This is a genomic window from Microbacterium sp. MM2322 (assembly GCF_964186585.1).
Taxonomy (GTDB): domain Bacteria; phylum Actinomycetota; class Actinomycetes; order Actinomycetales; family Microbacteriaceae; genus Microbacterium.
Map to the genome: position 1 here is coordinate 3,056,835 of NZ_OZ075067.1, position 21,965 is coordinate 3,078,799.

At 70.3% G+C, this 21,965-nt stretch carries 21 protein-coding genes; 10 read left to right on the forward strand and 11 right to left on the reverse strand.

Annotation, left to right across the window (positions count from 1 at the left end; all coding sequences use genetic code 11):
- The first annotated feature begins 14 nt into the window (after positions 1-14).
- Entirely contained in the window at positions 15-1,142 is a 1,128-nt protein-coding gene (locus ABQ271_RS14900; protein WP_349309497.1) for a hypothetical protein, read from the forward strand.
- Here the strand turns inward: ABQ271_RS14900 and ABQ271_RS14905 are convergent.
- The 5 genes from ABQ271_RS14905 to ABQ271_RS14925 form a co-directional block, all read right to left on the reverse strand.
- Positions 1,132-2,448, reverse strand: a complete 1,317-nt coding sequence (locus tag ABQ271_RS14905) for a DUF6716 putative glycosyltransferase (RefSeq protein WP_349309498.1) — start codon at positions 2,446-2,448, stop codon at positions 1,132-1,134. The two genes, ABQ271_RS14900 and ABQ271_RS14905, sit on opposite strands and share 11 nt — an antisense overlap.
- A gap of 26 nt (positions 2,449-2,474) precedes the next feature.
- Complete coding sequence (locus ABQ271_RS14910; RefSeq protein WP_349309499.1) at positions 2,475-3,347, reverse strand: N-acetylneuraminate synthase family protein; 873 nt, start codon at positions 3,345-3,347, stop codon at positions 2,475-2,477.
- Between the two features lie 105 nt (positions 3,348-3,452).
- Positions 3,453-4,619, reverse strand: coding sequence for an acylneuraminate cytidylyltransferase (locus ABQ271_RS14915; protein ID WP_349309500.1), 1,167 nt, complete (start codon positions 4,617-4,619; stop codon positions 3,453-3,455).
- A complete protein-coding gene (locus ABQ271_RS14920) occupies positions 4,616-5,968 on the reverse strand; it encodes a polysialyltransferase family glycosyltransferase (RefSeq protein WP_349309501.1) in 1,353 nt (450 codons plus the stop codon). Before ABQ271_RS14920 ends, ABQ271_RS14915 begins: the two co-directional genes overlap by 4 nt.
- The gene (locus ABQ271_RS14925; protein ID WP_349309502.1) at positions 5,965-6,942 is read right to left on the reverse strand and encodes a glycosyltransferase family 2 protein; all 978 of its coding nucleotides are present in this window, start codon (positions 6,940-6,942) and stop codon (positions 5,965-5,967) included. Before ABQ271_RS14925 ends, ABQ271_RS14920 begins: the two co-directional genes overlap by 4 nt.
- Before the next feature lie 200 nt (positions 6,943-7,142).
- On the opposite strand from ABQ271_RS14925, the gene ABQ271_RS14930 reads away from it, so the two are divergent.
- Positions 7,143-7,667, forward strand: a complete 525-nt coding sequence (locus ABQ271_RS14930; protein WP_349309503.1) for a hypothetical protein — start codon at positions 7,143-7,145, stop codon at positions 7,665-7,667.
- 63 nt (positions 7,668-7,730) lie between these two features.
- Here ABQ271_RS14930 and ABQ271_RS14935 read toward each other — a convergent pair whose 3' ends face one another.
- The 4 genes from ABQ271_RS14935 to ABQ271_RS14950 all read right to left on the reverse strand — a co-directional run bounded on the left by ABQ271_RS14935 (position 7,731) and on the right by ABQ271_RS14950 (position 11,581).
- Positions 7,731-8,117 (reverse strand): DUF779 domain-containing protein, encoded by a 387-nt coding sequence (locus tag ABQ271_RS14935; RefSeq protein WP_349309504.1) that lies wholly within the window; start codon positions 8,115-8,117, stop codon positions 7,731-7,733.
- Between the two features lie 11 nt (positions 8,118-8,128).
- Positions 8,129-9,679 carry an aldehyde dehydrogenase family protein gene (locus ABQ271_RS14940; RefSeq protein WP_349309505.1) on the reverse strand — a complete coding sequence of 517 codons (1,551 nt, stop codon included), beginning with the start codon at positions 9,677-9,679 and terminating at the stop codon, positions 8,129-8,131.
- Positions 9,680-9,871: 192 nt separating this feature from the next.
- Positions 9,872-11,182: a GAF domain-containing protein gene (locus tag ABQ271_RS14945; RefSeq protein WP_349309506.1), complete on the reverse strand. Its 1,311-nt coding sequence runs from the start codon at positions 11,180-11,182 to the stop codon at positions 9,872-9,874.
- A gap of 69 nt (positions 11,183-11,251) precedes the next feature.
- Complete coding sequence (locus tag ABQ271_RS14950) at positions 11,252-11,581, reverse strand: helix-turn-helix domain-containing protein (protein WP_036311274.1); 330 nt, start codon at positions 11,579-11,581, stop codon at positions 11,252-11,254.
- A 72-nt stretch (positions 11,582-11,653) separates the two neighbouring features.
- On the opposite strand from ABQ271_RS14950, the gene ABQ271_RS14955 reads away from it, so the two are divergent.
- From ABQ271_RS14955 to ABQ271_RS14970, 4 genes are all read left to right on the forward strand, one after another.
- Positions 11,654-12,301, forward strand: coding sequence for an NAD(P)H-dependent oxidoreductase (locus ABQ271_RS14955; RefSeq protein WP_349309507.1), 648 nt, complete (start codon positions 11,654-11,656; stop codon positions 12,299-12,301).
- Positions 12,302-12,394: 93 nt separating this feature from the next.
- Entirely contained in the window at positions 12,395-12,787 is a 393-nt protein-coding gene (locus ABQ271_RS14960) for a DUF6992 family protein (RefSeq protein ID WP_349309508.1), read from the forward strand.
- A 78-nt stretch (positions 12,788-12,865) separates the two neighbouring features.
- Complete coding sequence (locus ABQ271_RS14965; protein ID WP_349309509.1) at positions 12,866-13,342, forward strand: hypothetical protein; 477 nt, start codon at positions 12,866-12,868, stop codon at positions 13,340-13,342.
- Positions 13,343-13,344: 2 nt separating this feature from the next.
- Entirely contained in the window at positions 13,345-13,545 is a 201-nt protein-coding gene (locus ABQ271_RS14970) for a helix-turn-helix transcriptional regulator (RefSeq protein WP_349309510.1), read from the forward strand.
- Positions 13,546-13,563: 18 nt separating this feature from the next.
- On the opposite strand, the gene ABQ271_RS14975 is transcribed toward ABQ271_RS14970, so the two are convergent.
- Together ABQ271_RS14975 and ABQ271_RS14980 are read right to left on the reverse strand one after the other, a co-directional pair.
- Positions 13,564-14,991: a CCA tRNA nucleotidyltransferase gene (locus tag ABQ271_RS14975; RefSeq protein WP_349309511.1), complete on the reverse strand. Its 1,428-nt coding sequence runs from the start codon at positions 14,989-14,991 to the stop codon at positions 13,564-13,566.
- A gap of 159 nt (positions 14,992-15,150) precedes the next feature.
- Entirely contained in the window at positions 15,151-16,674 is a 1,524-nt protein-coding gene (locus tag ABQ271_RS14980; protein ID WP_349309512.1) for a methyltransferase, read from the reverse strand.
- 80 nt (positions 16,675-16,754) lie between these two features.
- Here ABQ271_RS14980 and ABQ271_RS14985 point away from each other — a divergent pair, with 80 nt between their 5' ends.
- The 4 genes from ABQ271_RS14985 (at position 16,755) to trxA (ending at position 21,950) form a co-directional block, all read left to right on the forward strand.
- Entirely contained in the window at positions 16,755-18,854 is a 2,100-nt protein-coding gene (locus ABQ271_RS14985; RefSeq protein WP_349309513.1) for a DUF6049 family protein, read from the forward strand.
- The gene (murJ, locus tag ABQ271_RS14990) at positions 18,854-20,470 is read left to right on the forward strand and encodes a murein biosynthesis integral membrane protein MurJ (RefSeq protein ID WP_349309514.1); all 1,617 of its coding nucleotides are present in this window, start codon (positions 18,854-18,856) and stop codon (positions 20,468-20,470) included. The genes ABQ271_RS14985 and murJ overlap by 1 nt, the downstream gene beginning before the upstream one ends.
- Positions 20,471-20,569: 99 nt before the next feature.
- Positions 20,570-21,550, forward strand: coding sequence for a thioredoxin-disulfide reductase (trxB, locus tag ABQ271_RS14995; protein WP_028497428.1), 981 nt, complete (start codon positions 20,570-20,572; stop codon positions 21,548-21,550).
- A gap of 76 nt (positions 21,551-21,626) precedes the next feature.
- The gene (gene trxA / locus ABQ271_RS15000; protein ID WP_018187790.1) at positions 21,627-21,950 is read left to right on the forward strand and encodes a thioredoxin; all 324 of its coding nucleotides are present in this window, start codon (positions 21,627-21,629) and stop codon (positions 21,948-21,950) included.
- Positions 21,951-21,965: the final 15 nt, after the last annotated feature.

A 21,965-nucleotide genomic window follows, 5' to 3' on the forward strand; every position in this document is an offset into this window, starting at 1 on the left:
AGTACCGTGGCCGCATGGAGTTCGACGCGCGCCCCCTCACCGATCCGGTCGACCGCGCGACGGTCGCCGCCTACCGCAAGCAGCTCGCCGCGTCCGGGCGGGCACCCGGGGGGTCCGGCGTCGTCGCGATCGTCATCGGTGGAGTCATCGCCGTGATCTTCGCGGCTTTCACGATCAGCATGGTCGGTGGCTTCATCGCATCGACGGCGGCCGGCGGCGGCAACATCCTGGGCGCGATCGGACCCGTCGTCATCCTCGGCGTGATCGGGCTCGGCGCGGGCGCGCTCATCGTTCGCGGCATCCGCGGCTCGGCGGAGCGCGCGTACCGTCTCGATCACTTCGCGCAGGCGAACGGGATGACCTGGTACCCCGAGGCATCCGACCCGCCCCTTCCGGGCATGATCTTCTCGCACGGACACTCGCGGAGGGCGAAGGACATCCTTCGAGGCGAGAAGCCTCGGCTCGTCGAGTTCGCCAACTACCGGTACACGACGGGGTCGGGCAAGAACCAGACGACCCATCACTGGGGCTACGTCGCCATTCGCCTCGGGACACCGCTGCCGCACATCGTCCTCGACGCCGAGGGCAACAACGCCCTGTTCGGCTCGAACCTCCCGCAGACGTTCGACAAGGATCAGCGGCTCCGGCTCGAGGGCGATTTCGACAAGCACTTCGCCCTCTACTGCCCCGAGGGCTACGAGCAGGACGCCCTGTACCTGTTCACGCCCGACATCATGGCGCGGTTCATCGACAACGCCGCCCAGCTCGACGTCGAGATCGTCGACGACTGGCTGTTTCTCTACGCCAAACGCGATTTCTCCACGCTCGATCCCCAAACGTGGGCGTGGCTGTTCTCCGTCGTCGGCGCGCTGTTCGACAAGCTCGGCCAGTGGGAACGGTGGCGCGACGACCGGCTGACGCGGGCGGATGCCGCGGCCGCAGCATCCGCTTCCGCGGGCGGAGTCGCCGGTTCCCTGCCGTTCACGCCCCCGATCGAGGCCTTGCGACCGCCGCCGGGCGTCGCGCCGGGCGGGAGACGCCTGAAGGCAGGCATCCCCTGGGCGGCGATCATCATCGTCGTGATCGCTGCACTCGGGTTCGCCGCGCAGAGCGGGCTCCTCGACGCGATATTCAGTCGATGACGGCGGTGGCGAGGACGGAACGGCGCGGACGCACGATCGGGTCCTGATACTGGGCCGGCGTCACGGTGATGTCGCTGCCGGCGTCGGACCAGCTTTCCGCCCCGCGGCGACCGAGCACCTTGCGGGCGGTGAGAATCGCCCAGACCAGCGGCTTGCCCACCGCGAGCGCGACGGCACCCGTGACGGTGTGGTCCTCCGATCCGAGGACCGCCTTGCGCTGCCACGCCTCGTGCAGCATCCCGCCGCGCGCGATCGGCACCACACGGGGCGCCAACGCGCCGCGCCGGCGGAGGTCGACGAGGCGTTCGACCTCTTTCCACCAGGTGGATTCGCTCGGGTCGTGGAAGTAGTTGTCGGCCAGCCATTCGGGGCGAGGATGCCGGAACCGGCGCGCGATCACGTCGTCGGCACTTCCCTGCACGCCGCTGCCGCTGAAGACGGTGTTGAGGTGAGCTTTTGAGACGCCGAACGTCGTGAGTGCGATGACGGGGACGCCCGCCGCCATCGCCTCGATCGCGGCGGTGGAGCTGACGGTGACGAGCCCTTCGGCGGTCTCGAGGGCGCGGGACATCGGCTCGTGCGAGAAGACGAGGTTGTCGGGCCGGTCCCGCAGCAGGTCGGTGAGTCCGGTGCGCTCGAAGTGCGTCTCGGTCTCGCCGAGCTCCGGACGCGAGCGGAGCTTCAGGACGACGCGACGCGACGGGTCGGCGAGCGCCGCTGCGCGGAGGATGTCGGCGAGCTGGCGACGCTCCTCGGGCTCGCGCGGCACGATCGCCTGCGCGGCGAAGACGAGGTCGGTGCCGCCGGCGGATTCGTGCGCGGGCCGGGCGTAGGGCAGCGTCGCGAGGCCGAGGCGCATCTTCAGACCGAGCCGCTCGGCAAGCTTGGCGAACGCTCGCTGCTCGCGCCGGGAGTGGACGATCATCAGATCGCAGTGGCGGCGGTACAGGGCCGCACCACGCTGGGCGGGAATCGACATCCCGGGCAGCCCCGAGACGACGACCGGACGCGGGGTGACACGGTCGATCTGACGGATCACGAGCCGCACGAAGGGACCACGACCGCCGATCACGACGACGTCGGGCCGGTCCTTCGTGAGCCAGTCGGCGACGTCGTCGTACGCGATACGGGTGACCGCCTCGGGACGGATGCCGGTGCCCGCCAACGCGGCATGCTCCTGAGCGGCGCTCACCACGAGCGGCGTCTGCACGAGCAGCAGGTGCGGATCCACCGACGGCGCGGAGTCGATGAGCGCCGCCGACCACTTCACGAAGGAGTCGGCGTCGGCGATCGCGACGACGCGCATGCGTCCCGGACGGTCACCACGCATGATCAGGCCGGAACGCGGCGCAGCTTCGCCATCGGCGCGAGCTCACCGTCGTAGATGCGCTTGACGCCGTCGCCGAGGGCCGTCTCGATGACACGGATGTCGCGGACGAGGTGCTCGAGTCCCGCGGGCTCGAGCGAGGCCGCGTGGTCGGAGCCCCACATCGTGCGGTCGAGGGTGATGTGACGCTCCACCGCGACGGCGCCGAGCGAGACGGCGGCGAGGGAGATCTGCAGACCCCGCTCGTGTCCGGAGTAGCCGACGGGGATACCGGCGTAACGGTCGCGCAGCGACGCGATCATCTTGATGTTCGCCTCTTCGGGCTCCATCGGGTAGGTCGACGTCGCGTGCATGAGGACCGTCCGGTCGGTGCCGAGGACCTCGAGGGCGCGGTCGATCTGGTCGATCGTCGACATCCCGGTCGAGAGGATGACGGGCTTGCCGGTGGCCCGCAGGGCCTCGAGCAGCTCGATGTCGGTGAGGCTCGCCGAGGCGACCTTGTGGGCGACGACGCCCAGGTCCTCGAGGAACTCCACACTCGGCACGTCCCACGGGGACGCGAACCAGTCGAGGCCGCGCATGGTCGCGTAGTCGCCGATCTCGATGTACTGCTCGCGGTCGAACTCGACGCGGTAACGGTACTCGAGGTACGTCATGGTTCCCCACGGCGTCTCGCGCAGGGTGTCGCGCATGTGCGCGGGGGTCGCGATCTCGGGCGTGCGCTTCTGGAACTTGACGGCGTTGGCGCCGGCGTTCGCGGCGACGTCGATGAGCTGCTTGGCCAGCTCGACATCGCCGTTGTGGTTGAGGCCGATCTCGGCGATGACGTACACGGGGTGTCCGCCGCCGAGTACGTGGTTTCCGATGGTCACCGTCATGGCGAGTCCTTTCGTCGGTGCTGTCCTCAGCGTGAGTTCCGACCGTGAATGACGGATGAACCCCGGATGGCGAGGACCGGACGACTGGCTGTCGGGTGGGTGCGCTCAGCGCGCGGCGAGCACGCGGTCGGCGAGTTCGCGGACCGCCCCGTCACCGCCGTTGCGCGTCAGGACCACGCGGGCGGCGGCCAGCACCTCGGATCGGGCATCGGCGACCGCGACCGGCCACCCCACCAGCGCCATCGCGGGCAGGTCGTTGACGTCGTTCCCGAGGTAGGCCGTCTCTGCCAGGTCGACACCGCGGTCGGCTGCCCACTGACGGAGAACGGATGCCTTGTCGTCAACTCCGTGGACCACCTCGACCTGCAGCTTCTCGGCGCGGGCCCGGACGACAGCGTTCTGCTCCGTCGACAGGATCAGCACCGGCACTCCCGCGCGCCGGAGGAGCGCGACGCCCATGCCGTCGGAGCGGCTCACGCGGACGTGTTCGGTGCCGGCGGCATCCACCCACGCCGTGTCGTCGGTGTGGACGCCGTCGAAGTCGGTCACGACGACCGTCGCGGCGAGCGGCTCGGGCGGGTCGACCAGGGGAGCGAGCGCCTGCGCCGCGCGAAGCTGGCCGGGATCGTCGATCTCGATCGCGGTCGCCTCGGGCACCTCGACGATCTCAGTGCGTCCGAAGAAGCGGTGCTTCGCCGCGCGGAATCCCTCGGTCGTGAAGACGTAGAACGCGCCGGTCTCGACGAAGTGCGGGTCGCGGTCCTGTCGGCGGGGGCGGTGCGCGGCGTCGTGACCGATCGCGGCCGCAGCACCGTCGGCATCCCGTCGCCAGACGAACTCGTAACTCTCCCGCGCGGAGAACGCGCTGTCAGCCTGCCCGTCACGGACGGCGGCGACGGCCTCGCGCAGCGCGCCCGAGGGGATGAAGGGGCTCGTGGCCTGGAGGAACGCCGTCACCCGCGGGGAGATCCCCTCCGCTGCGAGCGCGTCGAGGGCGTGAAGGAGCGCACTCTCGGAGCTGGCCGTGTCCCCCGAGATGTCGGCGGGACGTGCGACGACCCGGGCGCCCGCCCCGCGCGCGGCGGCCCCGATGGCCTCGTCGTCCGTCGAGACCACGACGAGGTCGATCACACCGGATGCCTGCGCGGCGCGCACCGCGCGGACGATGAGCGGGATGCCGCCGACGCGGGCGACGTTCTTGCCGGGCACGCCTTTGGATCCGCCGCGGGCCGGGATGATCGCGATCGTCTCGACGGTGTCAGCCACGGTCATCCTCCTCGCAGGGCCTTCCAGGCCCGCCTGCTCCGGCGCTGCGCACCGCGAATCGCCAACTGGACCTCCGTGATCCGGCTCGCTGCGCCCTGCGTCCCCATGGCGCGGGCGAGCAGCCCCGGGCGCGCGCCGCCCGTGAGTCCGAGCGAAGTCAATCGCGTGCGGGCGAAGTAGCGGTCGCGCTCGTCGACGGGAGCATCCGCGAGGAACTCCTCGGCGCGGGGGCGGAGGTGTGCGGCGATGACGGGCTGCATCGCGAATCCGACGGCGTCGACGAGATGCTGCATCCGCTCGCCCCGGTACGGGGAATCGGTGCGGGTGAGCGCATCGATGATCGTCACCGGGATGCGGTTGCCGTTCTCGAACGGCGTGAGACGCTGCAGGAGCACCTCGGTGCCGACGGCGGCGATCGGCAGTCCGGTCAGCGCCTGCAGTGTGGGCAGAGCGGTGGAGAATCCCGCGACCGCGCCGACGAACGGCAGTCGGAGGGCGAGGACCTCGGCCGGAGTGCCGCCGCGGAAGACGGCGAAGGCGACGCCGCGGGTCGCCGCGTGCGCGGCGAGGTCGTCGATCAGTGCGGGAGCGGCGGACGGATGCGGCTTGAACACGATCGCTCCGGGCTCCCACTCGAGGGCCCGGTCGATCATGTCGCACTGCATCTGCAGTTCCTCTTCGGGCGAGATGAGCTTCAACGCCGAGAGGTATTGGCCGAGGACGAGGGCGGGTCGCTCGAGAGCGTCGAGCGCGTCGATGTCGGGATCGTCCGTTGCCGCGGCGACCTCTTCCATCACCGTGCGGAGTGCTGCAGCCGCAACCGGCACGCGCGGCGTACCGGCGAACAGCAGCGGCTCGACTCCGGGCACGGTATCCGCGTAGACGACGCCGACGACGCGGCCGGCGACCGTGTGGGGCCACCGGTTGCGGATCGGCGAGTACGTCATGAGACCGTCACCCACGATCGACACCGGCGCACCGGCGAAGACGTCGATGAACACGCGCGACGGCGCAACCTGGGGGCTCTGCAGGAACAGCTCGACCTCGCTGTCGCCGATGCCCCACGCCTGCCGCAGGAGACGCTGCAGCACCGGGGCCGCGCTCGAGCCGACCCGCCAGTGCGGTGGCCTTTCCGGCGCGAGGAGTTCGTTGAGATCGATGACCCGGTCGAACCGGGCCCGCAGGCTCGCGAGGTGCGGTGCGTCGACGATTCCCTCACCGGCCTCGGGGATGATCGCCGCGTTGACCGCAACGAGGATGCGCCCCGACGGGGAGGCCGGGAGAGCACCGGCATCCATTGCGGCCACCGCCGTCATGAGGCCGTATGCCGAATTGAGCACGAAGATCTGCGTCATGCGCTGCGGACCTCGCGCACGAGTCGCGCAAGGATGCGCCGTCGCCGATCCGACAGTCGCAGCAGGGCCGGATCGATCTGGTCCGCGGGGATGGCTCGCAGAAGATCACGGATGCCGCTGCGCAGAGCCGTGCGGTCGGCGGTCGACATCGCCCGAGCCCGGAAGAGGTGGTACGCGCAGACGGACATCGTGGTTGTGGCGATCTTCGGGAGGAACCGTTCGGCCTCGTGGTCGTCCTCGACGACGCGCACCGCTTCGCCGAAGGCGGGAAGGAAGTCGAGCTGACGACGGTCGAGCACCTGCGTGAGCGAGGTCGACACGCCGCGCCGGTACAGGATCGCCGGAGCATCGACCACCGCGAACGACGTCGCACGCAAGTGCAGGCGCCAGATCCAGGGTCGATCCTCCGCCGTGAAGAGGCCGGGTTCGAAGTGCGCGAGCCCCTGATCGAGGACACGGCGGTGGAACATGCCCGCCCAGGCATAGGGGTAGTCGACCATGGTCGTCTCATCCGCGGGCAGGATCGCCTCTCGCGGCGGGACGACGCGGCCGCGCCAGGCGTGCGGCGCCCGCATCAGCCGACGGCGGCCGTCGGTGTCGGTGACGTGGTCCGTCCGGACGAAGTCGCAGTCCAATCGCCGCATCGAGTCGACGAGGCTTTCGAGACGCTCGGGGTGCATCCAGTCGTCACCGTCGACGAAGGCGAAGAACTCCGTGTCGACGTGCTCGAGTCCTTGGTTGCGGGCCGCAGCGAGACCGACCGGCTGCGGGTTCGAGATGATCTCGACGTTCGGCATGTCGCGGGCGAAGTGCTGGACCTGGACCCGGGTGTCGTCCGTCGAACCGTCGTCGATGACGACGAGGCGCAGTCGTCCGGGGTCCTGGAACTGACGCCCGAGGGTCGTGATGGTCGTGCCGATGTAGGGACCGGCGTCTTTCGCCGGAAGGATGACGGTCACGATCGGTGAGGACACGTCGCGATCCAAACAAGCGGTCGTGGCCGGGAGGTTGCTCCCGGGTGAACGGTTGCCTTCGGCTCGGGCGACTAGCACAGCGGCCCGTCGCGGTCCACGGCTTCGGACGTCCGACAGCCCTCGGCTAACGTGGTGAATCGTCGGGGGGCGCTTCGTCCTGGTGCGTGTCCTCGTCTGCCGCCCACCAAGGAGATTCACACATGTCACGCACGCACACCCTCTCAGCAGGCTTCGCCGTCGCCACCCTCGCACTCTTCGCACTCACCGGTTGCGGCGCCCCCGCGTCGGCACCTGCCAGCTCCGCACCGGCCGCACAGTCGCCCTCGACCGAGGGCGAGGCACCCGCCGGTGACCAGAGCACCGCCGAGGCCTGCAGCATCCTCCAAACGGAATTGACCGACCTCGGCAACGAGATCAACGCCGCCACCACCGACGTGACCGCGTCGATGGAGTCCGGTGACACGACGGCAGCACGCGAAACCTTCGCCAAGGTCGGCACCCGGATCGACGAGATCTCGGGCAAGGTGACCAACCCGGAGGTGTCTGCGGCGTTCGAGTCCTACTCGTCTGCCTGGGGCGAGTTCGAGACGGTCTTCGTCAAGATCAGCGACGCCGTCGATGCGAAGGACAAAGAAGGCGTCAAGGCCGCCGCACAGGAGATCACCACGGGCGTGTCGTCGTTCACCGACGCCGCAGGAAAGATCGGCGAGGCCTGCAACGGCTGATCCCCGCACGACAGTGATGCGCCCCCGTCCGACTCGGATGGGGGCGCATCACTGTCTGCAGGGTCAGGACAATCCGAAGGCGGTGAGCTCGTCGGCGGTGAGCATCCGAGAGCGGATGAGGAACCGCATCCCGGTCGGGCCCTCGACCGAGAACCCCGCACCCCGGCCTGGCACGACGTCGATGGTGAGGTGCGTGTACTTCCAGTACTCGAACTGGGATGCCGACATGTAGACCTCGATCGGATCGTCGATGCCCGCGTCGATGTCGCCCAGCTTCACGTCGCCCGGTCCGGTGAGGAACATGCCGACGGGAAAGCACATGGGAGAGCTGCCGTCGCAGCATCCCCCCGACTGATGGAACATCAGCGGGCCGTGCTGCGCGGTCAGGGTGCGCAGCAGAGCCGCCGCCTCGTCCGAGACGGCGACCCTGCTGTAGGTGGTGTCGGTCATGGGGTGACGGTTCAGAAGAAGCCCATCGCGCCCTCGGCGTAGGACACGAGCAGGTTCTTCGTCTGCTGGTAGTGATCGAGCATCTTGAGGTGGTTCTCCCGCCCGATTCCGGACTGCTTGTACCCGCCGAACGCCGCGTGTGCGGGGTACTGGTGATATGTGTTCGTCCAGACGCGGCCCGCCTCGATGGCACGTCCCGCGCGGTACGCGGTGGTGCCGGAACGGCTCCAGACGCCGGCGCCGAGCCCGTACAGGGTGTCGTTCGCGATCGAGATGGCGTCGTCGAAGTCGTCGAAGCTCGTGACCGACAGGACCGGACCGAAGATCTCCTCCTGGAAGATGCGCATGTCGTTCGTGCCCTCGAACACGGTCGGCGCGACGTAGTAGCCGCCGCTGAGGTCACCGCCGAGGTCGACCCGCTCGCCACCGGTAAGGAGCTTCGCGCCGCCCTGCTTTCCGATGTCGATGTAGCTGAGGATCTTCTCGAGCTGATCGTTGGATGCCTGGGCTCCGATCATCGTCGCGGGGTCGAGCGGGTTGCCCTGCACGACCTTGCCCACGCGCTCGAGGCCGTCAGACAGGAACGAGTCGTAGATCGAGCGCTGGATGAGGGACCGCGACGGACAGGTGCAGACTTCGCCCTGGTTGAGGGCGAACATCGTGAAGCCCTCGAGCGCCTTGTCGTAGTACGCGTCGTCGGTGCGGCTAGCGACGTCCTCGAAGAACAGGTTGGGGCTCTTGCCGCCGAGTTCGAGGGTGACGGGGATGAGGTTCTGCGAGGCGTACTGCATGATCAGGCGCCCGGTGGTCGTCTCGCCGGTGAACGCGATCTTGCGGATGCGCTTGTGCGATGCGAGCGGGGCGCCCGCTTCGATGCCGAACCCGTTGACGATGTTCACGACGCCCGCGGGCAGCAGGTCGCCGATGATCTCGAACAGGAACAGGATGGATGCCGGGGTCTGCTCGGCCGGCTTCAGCACGACGCAGTTGCCCGCCGCGAGCGCGGGGGCGAGCTTCCACGTCGCCATGAGGATCGGGAAGTTCCAGGGGATGATCTGCCCCACCACTCCCAGCGGCTCGTGGAAGTGATAGGCCACCGTGTCCTCGTCGAGCTGGCTGAGCGTGCCCTCCTGTGCACGGAGGACCCCCGCGAAGTAGCGGAAGTGGTCGGCGGCGAGCGGGATGTCGGCGGCCAGCGTCTCGCGGACGGGCTTGCCGTTCTCCCACGTCTCGGCGACGGCGATCTTCTCGAGGTTCTGCTCGATGCGGTCGGCGATCTTGTTGAGGATGACGGCGCGCTCGGCGGGCGTCGTCTTCCGCCACGACGCGAACGCCTGCCAGGCGACCTCGACGGCACGGTCGATGTCCTCGACGGTGCCGCGGCCGACCTCGCAGAACGGCTTGCCGGTGACGGGGGTGATGTTCTCGAAGTACTGGCCCTTCACGGGCTCGACGAACTCGCCCCCGATGTAGTGGCCGTAGCGCGCACGGTACTCGGCGACCGAGCCTCGCTGGCCGGGTGCGGCGTAGGCGCTCGAGACGCCCTCTTCGACGATGGTCATGCTGTCTCCTTCGACGGACATGGATGCGGCGACTTCGCCGCAGTCGGAATGCGCGGCACGCTACGCCGCCCGACGTTGCATCGGGTTGCGCCCCGGCATCCCCTCGCCAGCCCCCCCGCGCCACCCCGACGCTCCCCTGTCACAACACGCCGCGAGGCGCTGCAGATTGCGACAGGAGAGAGTGCCAGCGGGTCAGGCGCCGAGCGCCTCGATGCGGGCCACGAGCCCTGCGCGCCGCGGCGAGCGGGCGGGGAGCATCGCCAGGCACAGGCGCAGCACCTCGGCATCCTCTGCGCCCTCGACTGTGTCGGCGTAGGCGAGCAGCACGTCAACGCCGGCTTCGGCCAGGAGCGTCTCGCGGAGAGCGGCCCGCACGGAGGCCCGCAGCTCCTCAACGCCCGGCGCGACCGATTCGGGCAGCACCGCTCCGGGGTAGGCGGCGAGCGCGACGCGGTGCGCTCCGCGATCGAGCAGCGAGACGACGTGCTGCACATCGGTTTCGAGATCGATGGGCAGCCGGTACGGCCGCGAGAGCGGCACGAGGTGCGGTGCGCGCTTGTCGAGCACCTTCCGCAGCCGGACCATCTCGGGCCGGAGCGTCTCGACCGACGCGTCCCCGTAGACGAGCTCGGCGAGCGCCTCGGCCGACAGACCTTCGCGGTGGGTGGCGAGCATGAGCAGGATCTCGGCGTGCCTCGCGCTGAGCTCGACGACGGATGCCGCGGCATCCCCCGACGTCTCGAGCAGCGCGCGGTCGCGCCCGAGCACACGCAGAGCGGCGTGCGCAGGCGCCGGCCGACGGGGGGCCCGCCTCGGCGCCGCGGCACGCGAGCGGAGCCGGCCGACGAGCAGCTCGCTCTCGACCGCGCGCGCCGTGGCATCGACGAGCAGCTGCGCCTGCGGGGTCACGGCCTCCGGCCCGCCGGTCACGTCGATGACGCCGAGCAGCCGCCGCGTCTCGGGGTCGTGGACGGGCGCCGCGGTGCACGACCACGGCTGCACGAACCGGTTGAAGTGCTCGGCCTGCCGGATCTGCACCGCGCGATCGAGAGCGAGCGCGGTGCCCGGTGCCGAAGTGCCGACGGATGCCTCGGCCCAGTCGGCTCCGGCGACGAAGCCCATGTCGCCGGTTAGGGTTCGGATGCCGCGATCTCCCTCGACCCAGAGGAGGCGGCCCGAGGCATCCCCGACCGCGACGACCACCCCGGATTCCTCGGCCGATCCCGGGAGCAGGAGCGACCGCACCATCTCCATGACCGACGCCAACGGGTGCGCGCGGCGGTACGCCTCGAGCTCCTCCGCCGTCATGTCGAGTCGGGGAAGCCCCTCGGCGGCGGCGGACGAGGCCAGCGATCGACGCCAGGACTCGCGCACGAGCGGGCGGACGTCCGCCAGCCGGGCGTCCCCGGAATTGCCGGCGAGCAGCTCCTCGTGGGCGCGCTCGATGAGCAGGCGCGAGGTGGCGGGTGCGACCTCGGTCCGGGCGGACCACGGCGACGTCATGAAGCTCCGATCATCGTCGAAGGAGCGGTGCCGGTCAGTCTAGGTCGGCCTGCCGGAGAGCGACAGGGCTCAGCGACGGAGGAGGTTGCCCTCTGCCCATTCGCCGAGCTGATTCAGGATCGGCACGAGCCGACACCCCGCCTCGGTGAGCGCATAAGTGACGGCGACAGGTGGGCCCGGCGCGACCTGACGCGCGATGAGGCCGGCGTCGGAGAGTTCGGTGAGCCGGTCGGACAGGACGGCGTCGCTGATGCCCGAGACGGCACGGCGCACTCCCGAGAAGGAGAGTTCGCCCTCGCCGAGGACGTCGAGGATCATGCCGTTCCAGCGTTTGCCGAGGACCGAGAACGCGTGCGAGACCGCGGCATCGCACTGTCGCGCGTCGTGATCATCGGCCATGCCTCCATCGTAGGCGTGCTAGCGTTCCCGAAGCCGCTATGTTTTCCATAGTCACTCTGATCGGAGAAGCACATGACCCTGTTCCGCCTGGATGCCAGCATCCTGCCCGCCACGTCCGCCAGCCGCGAGCTCGGTGACCTCGTCGAAGCGGAGTGGCTCGCCGCCCACCCGTCGTCGACCGTCGTCCGACGCGACGTCGCCGCCGACCCGATCGTCGCGACCGCGTGGCGCGACTCGGTGACTTCCGGTTTCACGCCGGCCGACCAGCAGACCGACGGGCAGCGCGAGGCGATCGCGCTGCGCACGCGCCTCGCCGACGAGCTGATCGACGCCGATGCGCTGCTGTTCACCGTGCCCCTTTACAACTACGGCGTCTCGCAGCACGTGAAGACCTGGTTCGATCTCGCGTACACCGACCCGCGCATCGACCCGCAGGGAACGGCGCTCCGCGGCAAGCCGGCGACGCTGGTGACCGTCCTCGGCGGCAACTACGAGCCCGGCAGCCCGCGCGAGGGCTGGGACCACTCGACCGGGTGGCTCCGCCGGGTCTTCGAGGATGTCTGGGGTCTCGACCTCACCGTCGTCCACCGCCCGTTCACCCTGGTCGGGGTCAACCCGGCGCTCGACGCCTTCACGGACGCTGCGGCGGAGCTGAAGGCCGGCGCAGAGCAGGCCGCCGTCGACGCCGGGCGCACCCTCGCGGCATCCCGCGCTGCCTGAGTCCCGCTTCGCCTGTCACGACACGCCGTGCGGTGGCGCGCTTCGAGACGGGCGAACGGCCTCTCCGCGCCGGAGCTCCCTCATCATGGAGCCATGGCATCCGCGAAGAGCGTCACCGGCACCGTCGTCCACCGCCTGACCCGGTGGGGCACGGCATCCGTCGTCATCGGAGGCGCGCTCGCGCTGTTCCCCCGCACCCGCGCGTTCGGCGTGCAGACGTTGATGTGGGGGGCGATCGACGCCGGCCTCGCGGCGTTCACCCGCCGACAGCCGAGCGTCCCGAAGAAGCGGATGCTGCGCCGCATCCTCCTCGTCAACTCGGCCCTCGACGTCGGTTACGTCGCCACCGGTGGGCACCTCGCGGCGCGGACCCCCTCGTTCGGCGGGCGCCTGAGCCCCGCGGATGCCCGCGGACACGGTCTCGCCATCGTCATCCAGGGCGCCGCGCTCTTCGTCATCGACCTCACCGCGGCGCGACGCCTCTGACGTCGCATTTGCGCCGCCCGCCTCGGCTGTGTCAAGGTTGCTTTACAGTAAAGCGACCTTGACACCTGGGAGGGCATCATGACCGACACCGACGGAACCGCGCCGGAGCTCGACCGCACTCGGTGGGGTCGCCTCCGCGGCGGCAGCCGCACCCCCGCGATGGCGATCGCGATCCCGGCCGGCCTCGTGCTCGCCGCTGTGGTCGGCGTCATCGCCGCCGCGACGTGGGACGCTCCCACCCCGCCGTTCGTGGTGGGCATCGGCTTCACGGTCGTCACCCTCCCCGCCCTCGTCGGTCTGGTGTGGGTGTTCCTCGTCGATCGCGACACACTCCGCGGCGCGATCGACCGGCCCGAGGAGTCCATCGAGGGCGCCTGGTACGACAAGGCCGCGCAGGGCGCGTTCTCGGACACGCTGCTGATCACGGGACTCGGCACGACGTTCTTCGCCATCACCAACATCCGCGTCGACATGCTCATCGCCCTGATCGGCGTGCTCGTGGTCGCGATGGGCAGCTGCGGCATCCGCTATCTGATCGCGCGGCGCCGGGGCTGATCGTGCAGAACACCCTGTCCGCACTCCGTCAGGACCGCGGCTGGTCGCAGCAACGGCTCGCCGACGAGCTCGGCGTCTCGCGCCAGACGATCATCTCGATCGAACGCGGACGCTTCGACCCGAGCCTGCCGCTCGCGTTCCGCATCGCGCGGCTGTTCGAGACGACGATCGAGACCGTGTTCGAGCCCGACGACGCCGACTGACTCAGCCGCGCGAGTGATTCAGCCGCGCGAGGCCCACCACTCGCGGAGGCGCTGCTCGGCGGCATCCGGTCCGATGACACCCTCGTCGAGACGGATGTCGAGCAGGAACCGGTACGCCTCGCCGACCTCACGGCCGGGACGGATGCCGAGGACCTCCTGGATCCGGTTGCCGTCGAGCTCCGGGCGCATCGACTCGAGCTCCTCCTGCTCGGCGAGCTGCGCGATGCGGGCTTCGATGTCGTCGTACGCCGTGCGGAGCCGGCCGGCCTTGCGCTTGTTCCGCGTCGTGACGTCGGCGCGCGTGAGGATGTGCAGCCGCTCGAGCTGCTCGCCGGCGTCGCGCACGTACCGGCGGACGGCCGAGTCGGTCCACGCGCCCTCGGCGTAGCCGAAGAAGCGGAGGTGCTGCTCGATGAGCTGACACACGGCATCCGTCGTCGCTCCGTCGAACCGCAGCGCCTGCAGGCGCTTGCGGGCCATGCGGGCGCCCTTGACGTCGTGGTGGTGGAAGCTCACGGCGCCGCCGGGCTCGAGCTTGCGGGTCGCCGGCTTGCCGATGTCGTGCAGGAGCGCCGCGAGGCGGAGGGTCACGTCGGGCGCCTGCCCCGGGTGACGCTCGTTCTCGAGCTCGATCGCCTGTGCGAGCACGGTGAGCGAGTGCTCGTAGACGTCCTTGTGGTGGTGGTGCTCGTCGACCTCGAGGCGTAGGGCCGGCACCTCGGGCAGGAACAACTCCATGAGCCCGGTGTCGACGAGCAGACGGATGCCGCGGTCCGGCGCCTCCGTCGAGAGGAGCTTCACGAGCTCGCCCTGCACCCGCTCGGGACTCACGATCGACAGGCTCGGCGCGAGCCGGCTCATCGCCTCGAGAGTCGCGGGATGGACCTCCACGCCGAGCTGGCTGGCGAAGCGGGCGGCCCGCAGCATCCGAAGCGGGTCGTCGCCGAAGCTCACGTCGGGATCGGTGGGCGTGCGGAGCGTCTGGCCGATGAGGTCCTCGACGCCGCCGGTCGGGTCGACGAGCGACGGTCCCGGGATGCGGAGCGCCATCGCGTTCACCGTGAAGTCGCGGCGGACGAGGTCCTGCTCGAGCGTGTCGCCGAACTCGACGGTGGGCTTGCGGGTCGTGCCGTCGTAGCTGTCGGCGCGGTAGGTCGTGATCTCGACCTGCTCGCCACGGACCTTCGCGCCGATCGTGCCGAATGCGCGGCCGATGTCCCACGTCGCGGTCGACAGCGGCTTCACGATCCGCAGGATGTCGTCGGGTCGGGCGTTCGTCGTGTAGTCGAGGTCGTTCACCGCGCGGCCGAGCAGCGCGTCGCGGACGGGGCCCCCGACGATCGCGAGCTCGAACCCGGCATCGGCGAAAGCACGGGCGAGCGCGGCCGAGACGGGGGACTCCGCGAGCGCGCCCAGGCGCGCGAGACCCTCGGCCATGTTCAGCATGACAACGAGCCTACCGACGTGCGCCGAGGGCTCTGGTGGGGACGCCCCGCACTGTAGGCGGATGCAATGGATGCCGCGCGACACCCCGCGCCCCGGCATCCGTCACCGGCGTGTCGCCGCCGATCCCTTGCATCGGCGCACGCCCCGAACTCCGTCCGGTCAGCCGAGGCGCAAGAACCCGGTGAACACGAGTTCGCGGACGCGCGGGAACAGGTCGGCGCGGAGCGCGCCCGCGTCGACCTCGAGCAGATCGGCGATCGCGTCGATGAGCACGCCGAGCGGCAGGTCGCCGTCGCACGCCCCGACGAGGGCGGCGAGCGCCGGGTCGACGTTGAGCACGCGACTGAAACCGCCGCCCTGGTGCAGCTCGATCACCGAGGGCTCCTCGGCGCCCGGCCGGTGGTGGCGCGCCTCGGTGACATCCGAGCCCACGACGACGGTCACCTCGGCGAGCGCGTCGTCGTCGAGCAGCCCGAGTCGGTCCCATGCGGCGAGCGCCGTGGCGAGGTGCGTGCCGAGGGTGCCGCCCACCGGCTGGGAGATCTGCTCGTAGCGGGCGAGGGGCGGCATCCCGATCGGCGTGCGGCGCAGCAGCAGGTACCCGAACCCGACGGCGGTGACGCCGCGCGCGTCGAAGTCGGCCAGCCACGCGTCGATGAGCCGTGCGTAGTCGGGGCTCCCGGGGGTCGTGCCGCCGTCGCGCACCCACAGCTCCGCGTAGGCGAGCGGGTCGAGCCGCTCGCGTTCCACGATCCACGCGTCGAGGGGCTGAGCGGATGCCGCGACCCACTCGCGGACGCGGTCGAGACCGTCCCGGTCGCCGCGGTACTCCCAGTTCCCGAGCAGCTGCGCGGTCCCGCCGGGGGCCAGCACGTCGCCCACCCCCGAGACGAACGCCGCGACGAGGTCGTCGCCCGCGAAGCCCGCGTCGCGGTACTCGTACTCGGGAACGCCGGCGACGCGCGGCGTGATGACGAACGGCGGGTTGGAGACGACACGGTCGAACTCCTCGCCCGCAATCGGCTCGAACAGGCTGCCGTGGCGCACCTCGATCCCGTCGATCCCGTTCAGGGCGGCGTTCAGCACGGTGAGGTCCAGGGCGCGCTCCGACACGTCCGTCGCGACGACGCGGGGAGCGCTCCGCCGCGCACGCAGGGCTTGGATGCCGCATCCCGTCCCGAGGTCGAGCACGCGCTCCGCCGGGGTGTCGAGCTGCAGACCCGCGAGGGTGAGGGAGGCACCGCCGACTCCCAGGACGTGTCCGGTGGGGAGCGCGCCGCCGAGAGCCGCCTCGTCGAGGTCGCTCACGATCCACCAGTGACCCGAGCCGGCAGCATCCGTGTAGTCCTGCGGCCGCACGAGGACCGTCGGCGTGGCCGTGTCGCCGTCGATGCGCACGAGCCCGAGTTCCGCGAGTCCGGCCACGCCTGCGGACGGGAGCGCCGCGTCCAGATCGGCGCGCGAAGCCCCGTCGCCGAGGAACAGCGTGCGGCTCAGCACCGCGAGTGCATCGGTCCGTCCGGCGAGCGCACGACGGGCGGGCGCGAGCATTCCGCGACCGATCGCGTCGTCCGCCAGCGCCCCCCACGCGGCGCGCACGGCACCGGCGGTGTAGCCCGCCGCGGACAGGTCGGCGCGGAGCGCGGCAACGGTTGACGGGTCGGGATGCCGGGAGTCGCTCACCTCCCTATTCAACCGGCCCTCGCGCCCAATCAGGGGCTCTGCAGGGCGGGGACCCTAGAATCTGTCCCGATGGTGCGGTCATGGATCGCACGGGAATCGACCTCTTCATGACCTTCATCTCGCCTGATCCGGGCCGACGTCCGCCGCGCCGACCCCGTTGGCTGCGTGCGGCGACGGCCGCGGGCGCGGCCATCGCCCTGGCCGCACCGGCGCCGGCCGCCTTCGCCGCGGTCGACGACGCGGGTGACGGCGGGGCGGCCACCGTCGCTCTCGCGCCTGCGAACGACGGTGTGCTCTCGGCATCCGCCCCGCTCACCCTGACGATGTCCGCCGACAACCCCGCCGGCGATGCCCTCGCGGCGGGAGAGGCGACGTTCGAGCTCGGGACGCGCGCCCTCTCGACGCGCGCATCGCTCGACTCCTGGCTCGACAGTGGCGCGGGGGCCGTGCCGTTCGACTCGGTCGGCACGATCGACGTTCCCCAGATCGCGGCGGAGCAGTCGGCATCCGTGTCGGTCTCGGTCGCCCCCGACGATGCGGTGATCGAAGACCTGGAACCCGGCGTCTATCCCGCGCGGGTCGCGTACGAGACCGGCGAGCAGACCGTTCGCGCCCGGACGGTCATCGTGGTGCCACGGTCCGGTGAGCCCGCTCAGCGCGTCGGAGTCGTCGTTCCCGTTACGGCAGGCCCTCAGTCGACCGGCGCCCTCGGGGCGGATGCGCTCCGAGAGCTGACCGCCGACGGCGGCGCGCTCCGCGAGCAGCTCGACGCGGTGAGCGGCACTGATGCGATCCTCGCGGTCGACCCGGCGATCACAGCCTCGATCCGAGCCCTCGGCAAGTCCGCCCCCGCCGACGCCCTCGCGTGGCTCGATGAGCTGATGGCCCTGCCCAACGATCGTTTCGCGCTGCAGTACGGCGATGCCGACATCGCCGCGCAGATCGGTGCGGGCGAGGCATCTCCTGCCCGTGTGCCGTCGTACGCGGCCTACCTCGACGCCGTGAACTTCGAGGCGACGCCGGCGGACACCGACGCGACCCCCGCGCCCACTCCCACGCCCGACCAGGTGGACCTGCCCACGTTGGGCGAGCTGTTCGATGTCGGCGCCGACCGCGACGCCGTGTACTGGCCCGCGACGGGCACCGCCGGCGCCGAGACCGCGACCGCTCTCGGCGCGGTGACCGGCACCGACGATGCTCCCGTCACCCTGCTGCCGAGTTCGGTGGTGCGATCGGATGCCGGAGCCCACGCGACCGCCGGCGGGGCGGATCTGCTCGTCTACAACGAGGACTTCTCGGCTCTCCTCGCCGACGCGTCGACCACCGGTGACGCGACCGAACGGGGCAGCGCTCTCGCGGAGTACACGGCGCGTGCCGCGCTGACGACGCCCGGCGGCCCCCTCCTCGTCACCGTGGACCGAGCGAGCGGCCGCTCCGAGGCCGCCCTGCGCGACGCGATTCGCGCGGCGACGGCGCTTCCCGGGTGGACGACCACCGATCTGAGCGGCCTGCTCGCGGCCGATGCTGCTCCCGTCCAGCTCACCTCGGTGGCGCCGGATGCCGACCGCGTCGCGATGATCGCGGAGTTCCGCGACGCGCGGGCCGGACTCTCCCGCATCGCCGGGGTCCTCGACGACCCGTCGCTTCTCACCTCATCCGAGCGCGCCACGGAACTGCAATTGCTCGGCAACGCCTGGCTCGACGACCGCGACGGGTGGGATGCCGCGGTTCAGACGCAACGCGAGCGCATCGCCACCTGGACCGACGGTGTCGCGCTTGTCCCCGGGGGACCGATCACTCTGGCGGGTTCGTCGGCTCCCCTGGTCTTCACGGTCCGCAACGACCTCCCCTGGCCCGCGCGCGTGGATCTGCTCGCCTCACCGGGCGATGCGCGCCTCGTGATCGAGTCGACCACCGAGGTCGAGATCGGCGCCCAGCAGACGAGTCGCGTCGCCATCCCCGTCTCCGCGCTCGTCGGCAGCGGGGAATCCTCCGTCGACCTGCAGTTGCGCACCTCCGCGGGTGTCGAGATCGGTCCGACCGAGACGATCAAGGTGTCGGTGCGCGCCGAGTGGGAATCGGTGGCCCTCGTCATCCTGAGTGTCCTCGTGAGCGCCCTCCTCGTGTTCGGTGTCGTCCGCACGATTCGACGACGCCGACGGATGCCGGTGGACGCCTGATGGCCGGGCTCGGCCGCGCGAGCGCCACCGTCGCCGCCGGGACCATGGCATCCCGCATCACGGGGCTGATCCGCAACATCGTGCTGACGGTCGCACTCGGCACCGTCGGAGCGAAGGCCGCCGACTCCTTCGCCGTCGCGAACCAGCTTCCGAACTCCGTCTTCGCCCTCATCTCGTCGGGCCTCCTCGCCGGCGTCATCGTGCCGCAGATCGTCAAGGCGGTGAAGACCCACGACGATCGCGGCAGCGCGTTCGTCTCGAAGCTCCTGACGCTCGGCGTCCTCGCGCTGCTCGTCGTCACCGCGGTGGCGGTCGTCGCGGCCCCGCTGCTCGTCGAGATCTACGCGGGCAAGTTCACCGAAGAGGCGAAGACCCTCACGCTCGCGTTGGCGTACTGGTGCCTCCCGCAGCTGCTGTTCTACGGCCTGTACGCACTGGTGGGCGAGGTCCTCAACGCGAATCGGATCTTCGGTCCGTTCGCCTGGTCGCCCATCGTGAACAACGTCATCTCGATCGCAGGATTCGGCGTCTTCATCGCTCTGTTCGGGACGTACAAGGCAGCGACCGGCTGGACCGCCTGGATGATCGCACTGATGGGCGGCACCGCGACGCTGGGCATCGTCGTCCAGGCCGGCATCCTGTTCCTCTTCTGGCGGCGCGCGGGCCTGCACGTGCGGCCCGATTTCCACTGGCGGGGCATCGGCCTCCGGCACATCGGTCGCCTCGCCGGCTGGACGTTCCTCATGGTCGTCGCGGGGCAGATCGCCGGCGCCGTCCAGGTCAACATCGTCGGCGCCGCCTCCGGTGCCGCCGCTGCCGGCGCGACCCTGCAGAACGCCTGGCTCCTGTTCATGCTGCCGTTCTCCGTGATCGTCCTGTCGCTGGGCACGCCGTACTACACGCGGCTCAGCGAGCACGTGGCCGAGGGACGGACGGATGCCGTCACCGCCGACCTCTCTTCCCTCACCCGGACGGTGGGCATCTTCATGGTCGGCGTCCTCGCCGCGATGATCGTGGCAGCGGTGCCGCTGGCTCGCCTGTTCACCACCAATCCGAGTGAGGCCGTCGCCTTCGCGTGGGTTCTCGTCGCCTACCTCGTCGCCCTGCTGCCGCTCTCATTCCAGTTCGGTCTCCAGCGGACGTTCTACGCCCTCAAGGACACCCGCACCCCCTTCGTGTACACGCTCGTGCAGGCGGCCATCGTGATCGCCACGGCACTGACCGCATCCGTTCTCCTGGGCGCGGGGGTCCTTTCCCGGGAGTGGTTGGCTGTGGCGATCGCCCTGGGGCAGTCGGTCGCCAACATCGTGCAGTTCGCGCTCGCGATCACGCTCCTACGCCGCAAGATCGGGCCCCTCGGGCTCGGCGGCGCGTTCCGCGGCATCCTTCGCTTCCTCCTTGCGGCCATCCCTGCCGCCGCCGCCGGATGGGGCGTCTTCGCCCTCTTCGGCGGCGTGGACGGGTGGGCGGTGTCCGAGCGCCTGCCTGGCTTCGTCGGCGCCGCACTCATCGGCGGCACCACCCTCGTCGTCTACGCCGCGATCCTCGCCGCATTCCGCACCCCGGAGCTCGCCATCGCGGGCCGGGCGCTTCGCCGGTTCCTCCCCGGTCGCTGAGACACCCGCCGCGCCCAGGCGGCGTGGAATGCCACACGGCTAGCATTGGTTGGACGTGTCGGGGCGAGGGTATTCGCCCCGATTGAGAAGGGATTCATCGTGCGCAAGGTCATCATCATCGGCTCGGGCCCCGCGGGGTACACCGCGGCCATCTACGCTGCCCGCGCGAACCTGTCGCCCCTCGTGGTGGCGAGTTCGGTCGAGGCCGGCGGTGAGCTGATGAACACCACCGAGGTCGAGAACTTCCCCGGGTTCCCCGAGGGTGTCATGGGCCCGGACCTCATGGCCAAGATGCAGGAGCAGGCCGAGAAGTTCGGCGCCGAGGTCGTCTACGACGACGTCGTCTCGCTCGACGTCTCCGGCGACATCAAGAGCGTCACCCTCGGACGCGGCGAGACCCACGAGGCTGAGGCGATCGTCTTCGCCACCGGCTCCGCTCCCCGCAAGATCGGCATCGAGGGCGAGACCCGTCTGTCGGGCCGCGGCGTCTCGTACTGCGCGACGTGCGACGGCTTCTTCTTCCGCGAGAAGGTCATCGCCGTCGTCGGCGGCGGCGACTCCGCGATGGAAGAAGCGACGTTCCTCACCAAGTTCGCCTCGAAGGTCTACGTGATCCACCGTCGCGGCGAGCTCCGCGCCTCGAAGATCATGCAGGACCGCGCGAAGGCGAACGAGAAGATCGAGTTCGTCTGGAACAGCGAGGTCATCGACGTGCTGGGTGAGGATGCCGTGACCGGCGTGCGCCTCCGTGACACCGTCGACGGCTCCGAGCGCGACCTGGCCCTCGACGGCGTGTTCGTCGCCATCGGCTACGACCCCCGCACCCACCTCGTGCACAACGTCCTCGACATCACCGAGCACGGCACGGTCTGGGTCGACGGCCGCACCTCGAAGACGTCGGTCGCCGGTGTCTTCGCCGCGGGCGACGTCATCGACCCGACCTACCGCCAGGCGGTCACCGCCGCCGGCAGCGGTACGGTCGCCGCCCTCGACCTCGAGCATTACCTCGCCGCCCGCGGTGACGCCGGGGCCCCTGCCGAGGACGCCTCGATCATCGACGGCCTGCCGACCCCGGCCTGACCGCGGAACAATTCCGGCATCCGCCGCGTTTTCCCCTCATAGACACGATCGTGTCGACCACTAAGGAGACAGACATATGACCGCCAAGGCAACGAGCGAGAGCACCTGGCAGCAGGACGTCATCGACGCCGAAGGCCCCGTTCTGGTGGACTTCTGGGCCGAGTGGTGCGGACCCTGTCGCATGGTCGGGCCCATCCTCGACGAGATCCAGACCGAGAACCCCGAGAAGATCACGGTTCTGAAGCTCAACGTCGACGAGAACCCGCAGCTCGCCATGCAGTACCAGATCACCTCGATCCCGGCGATGAAGGTCTTCAACAAGGGTGAGGTCGAGAAGACGATCATCGGTGCGAAGCCGAAGTTCGCCCTCCAGCAGGACCTCGCCGACTACATCGGCTGAGACCCCCTCTCACGA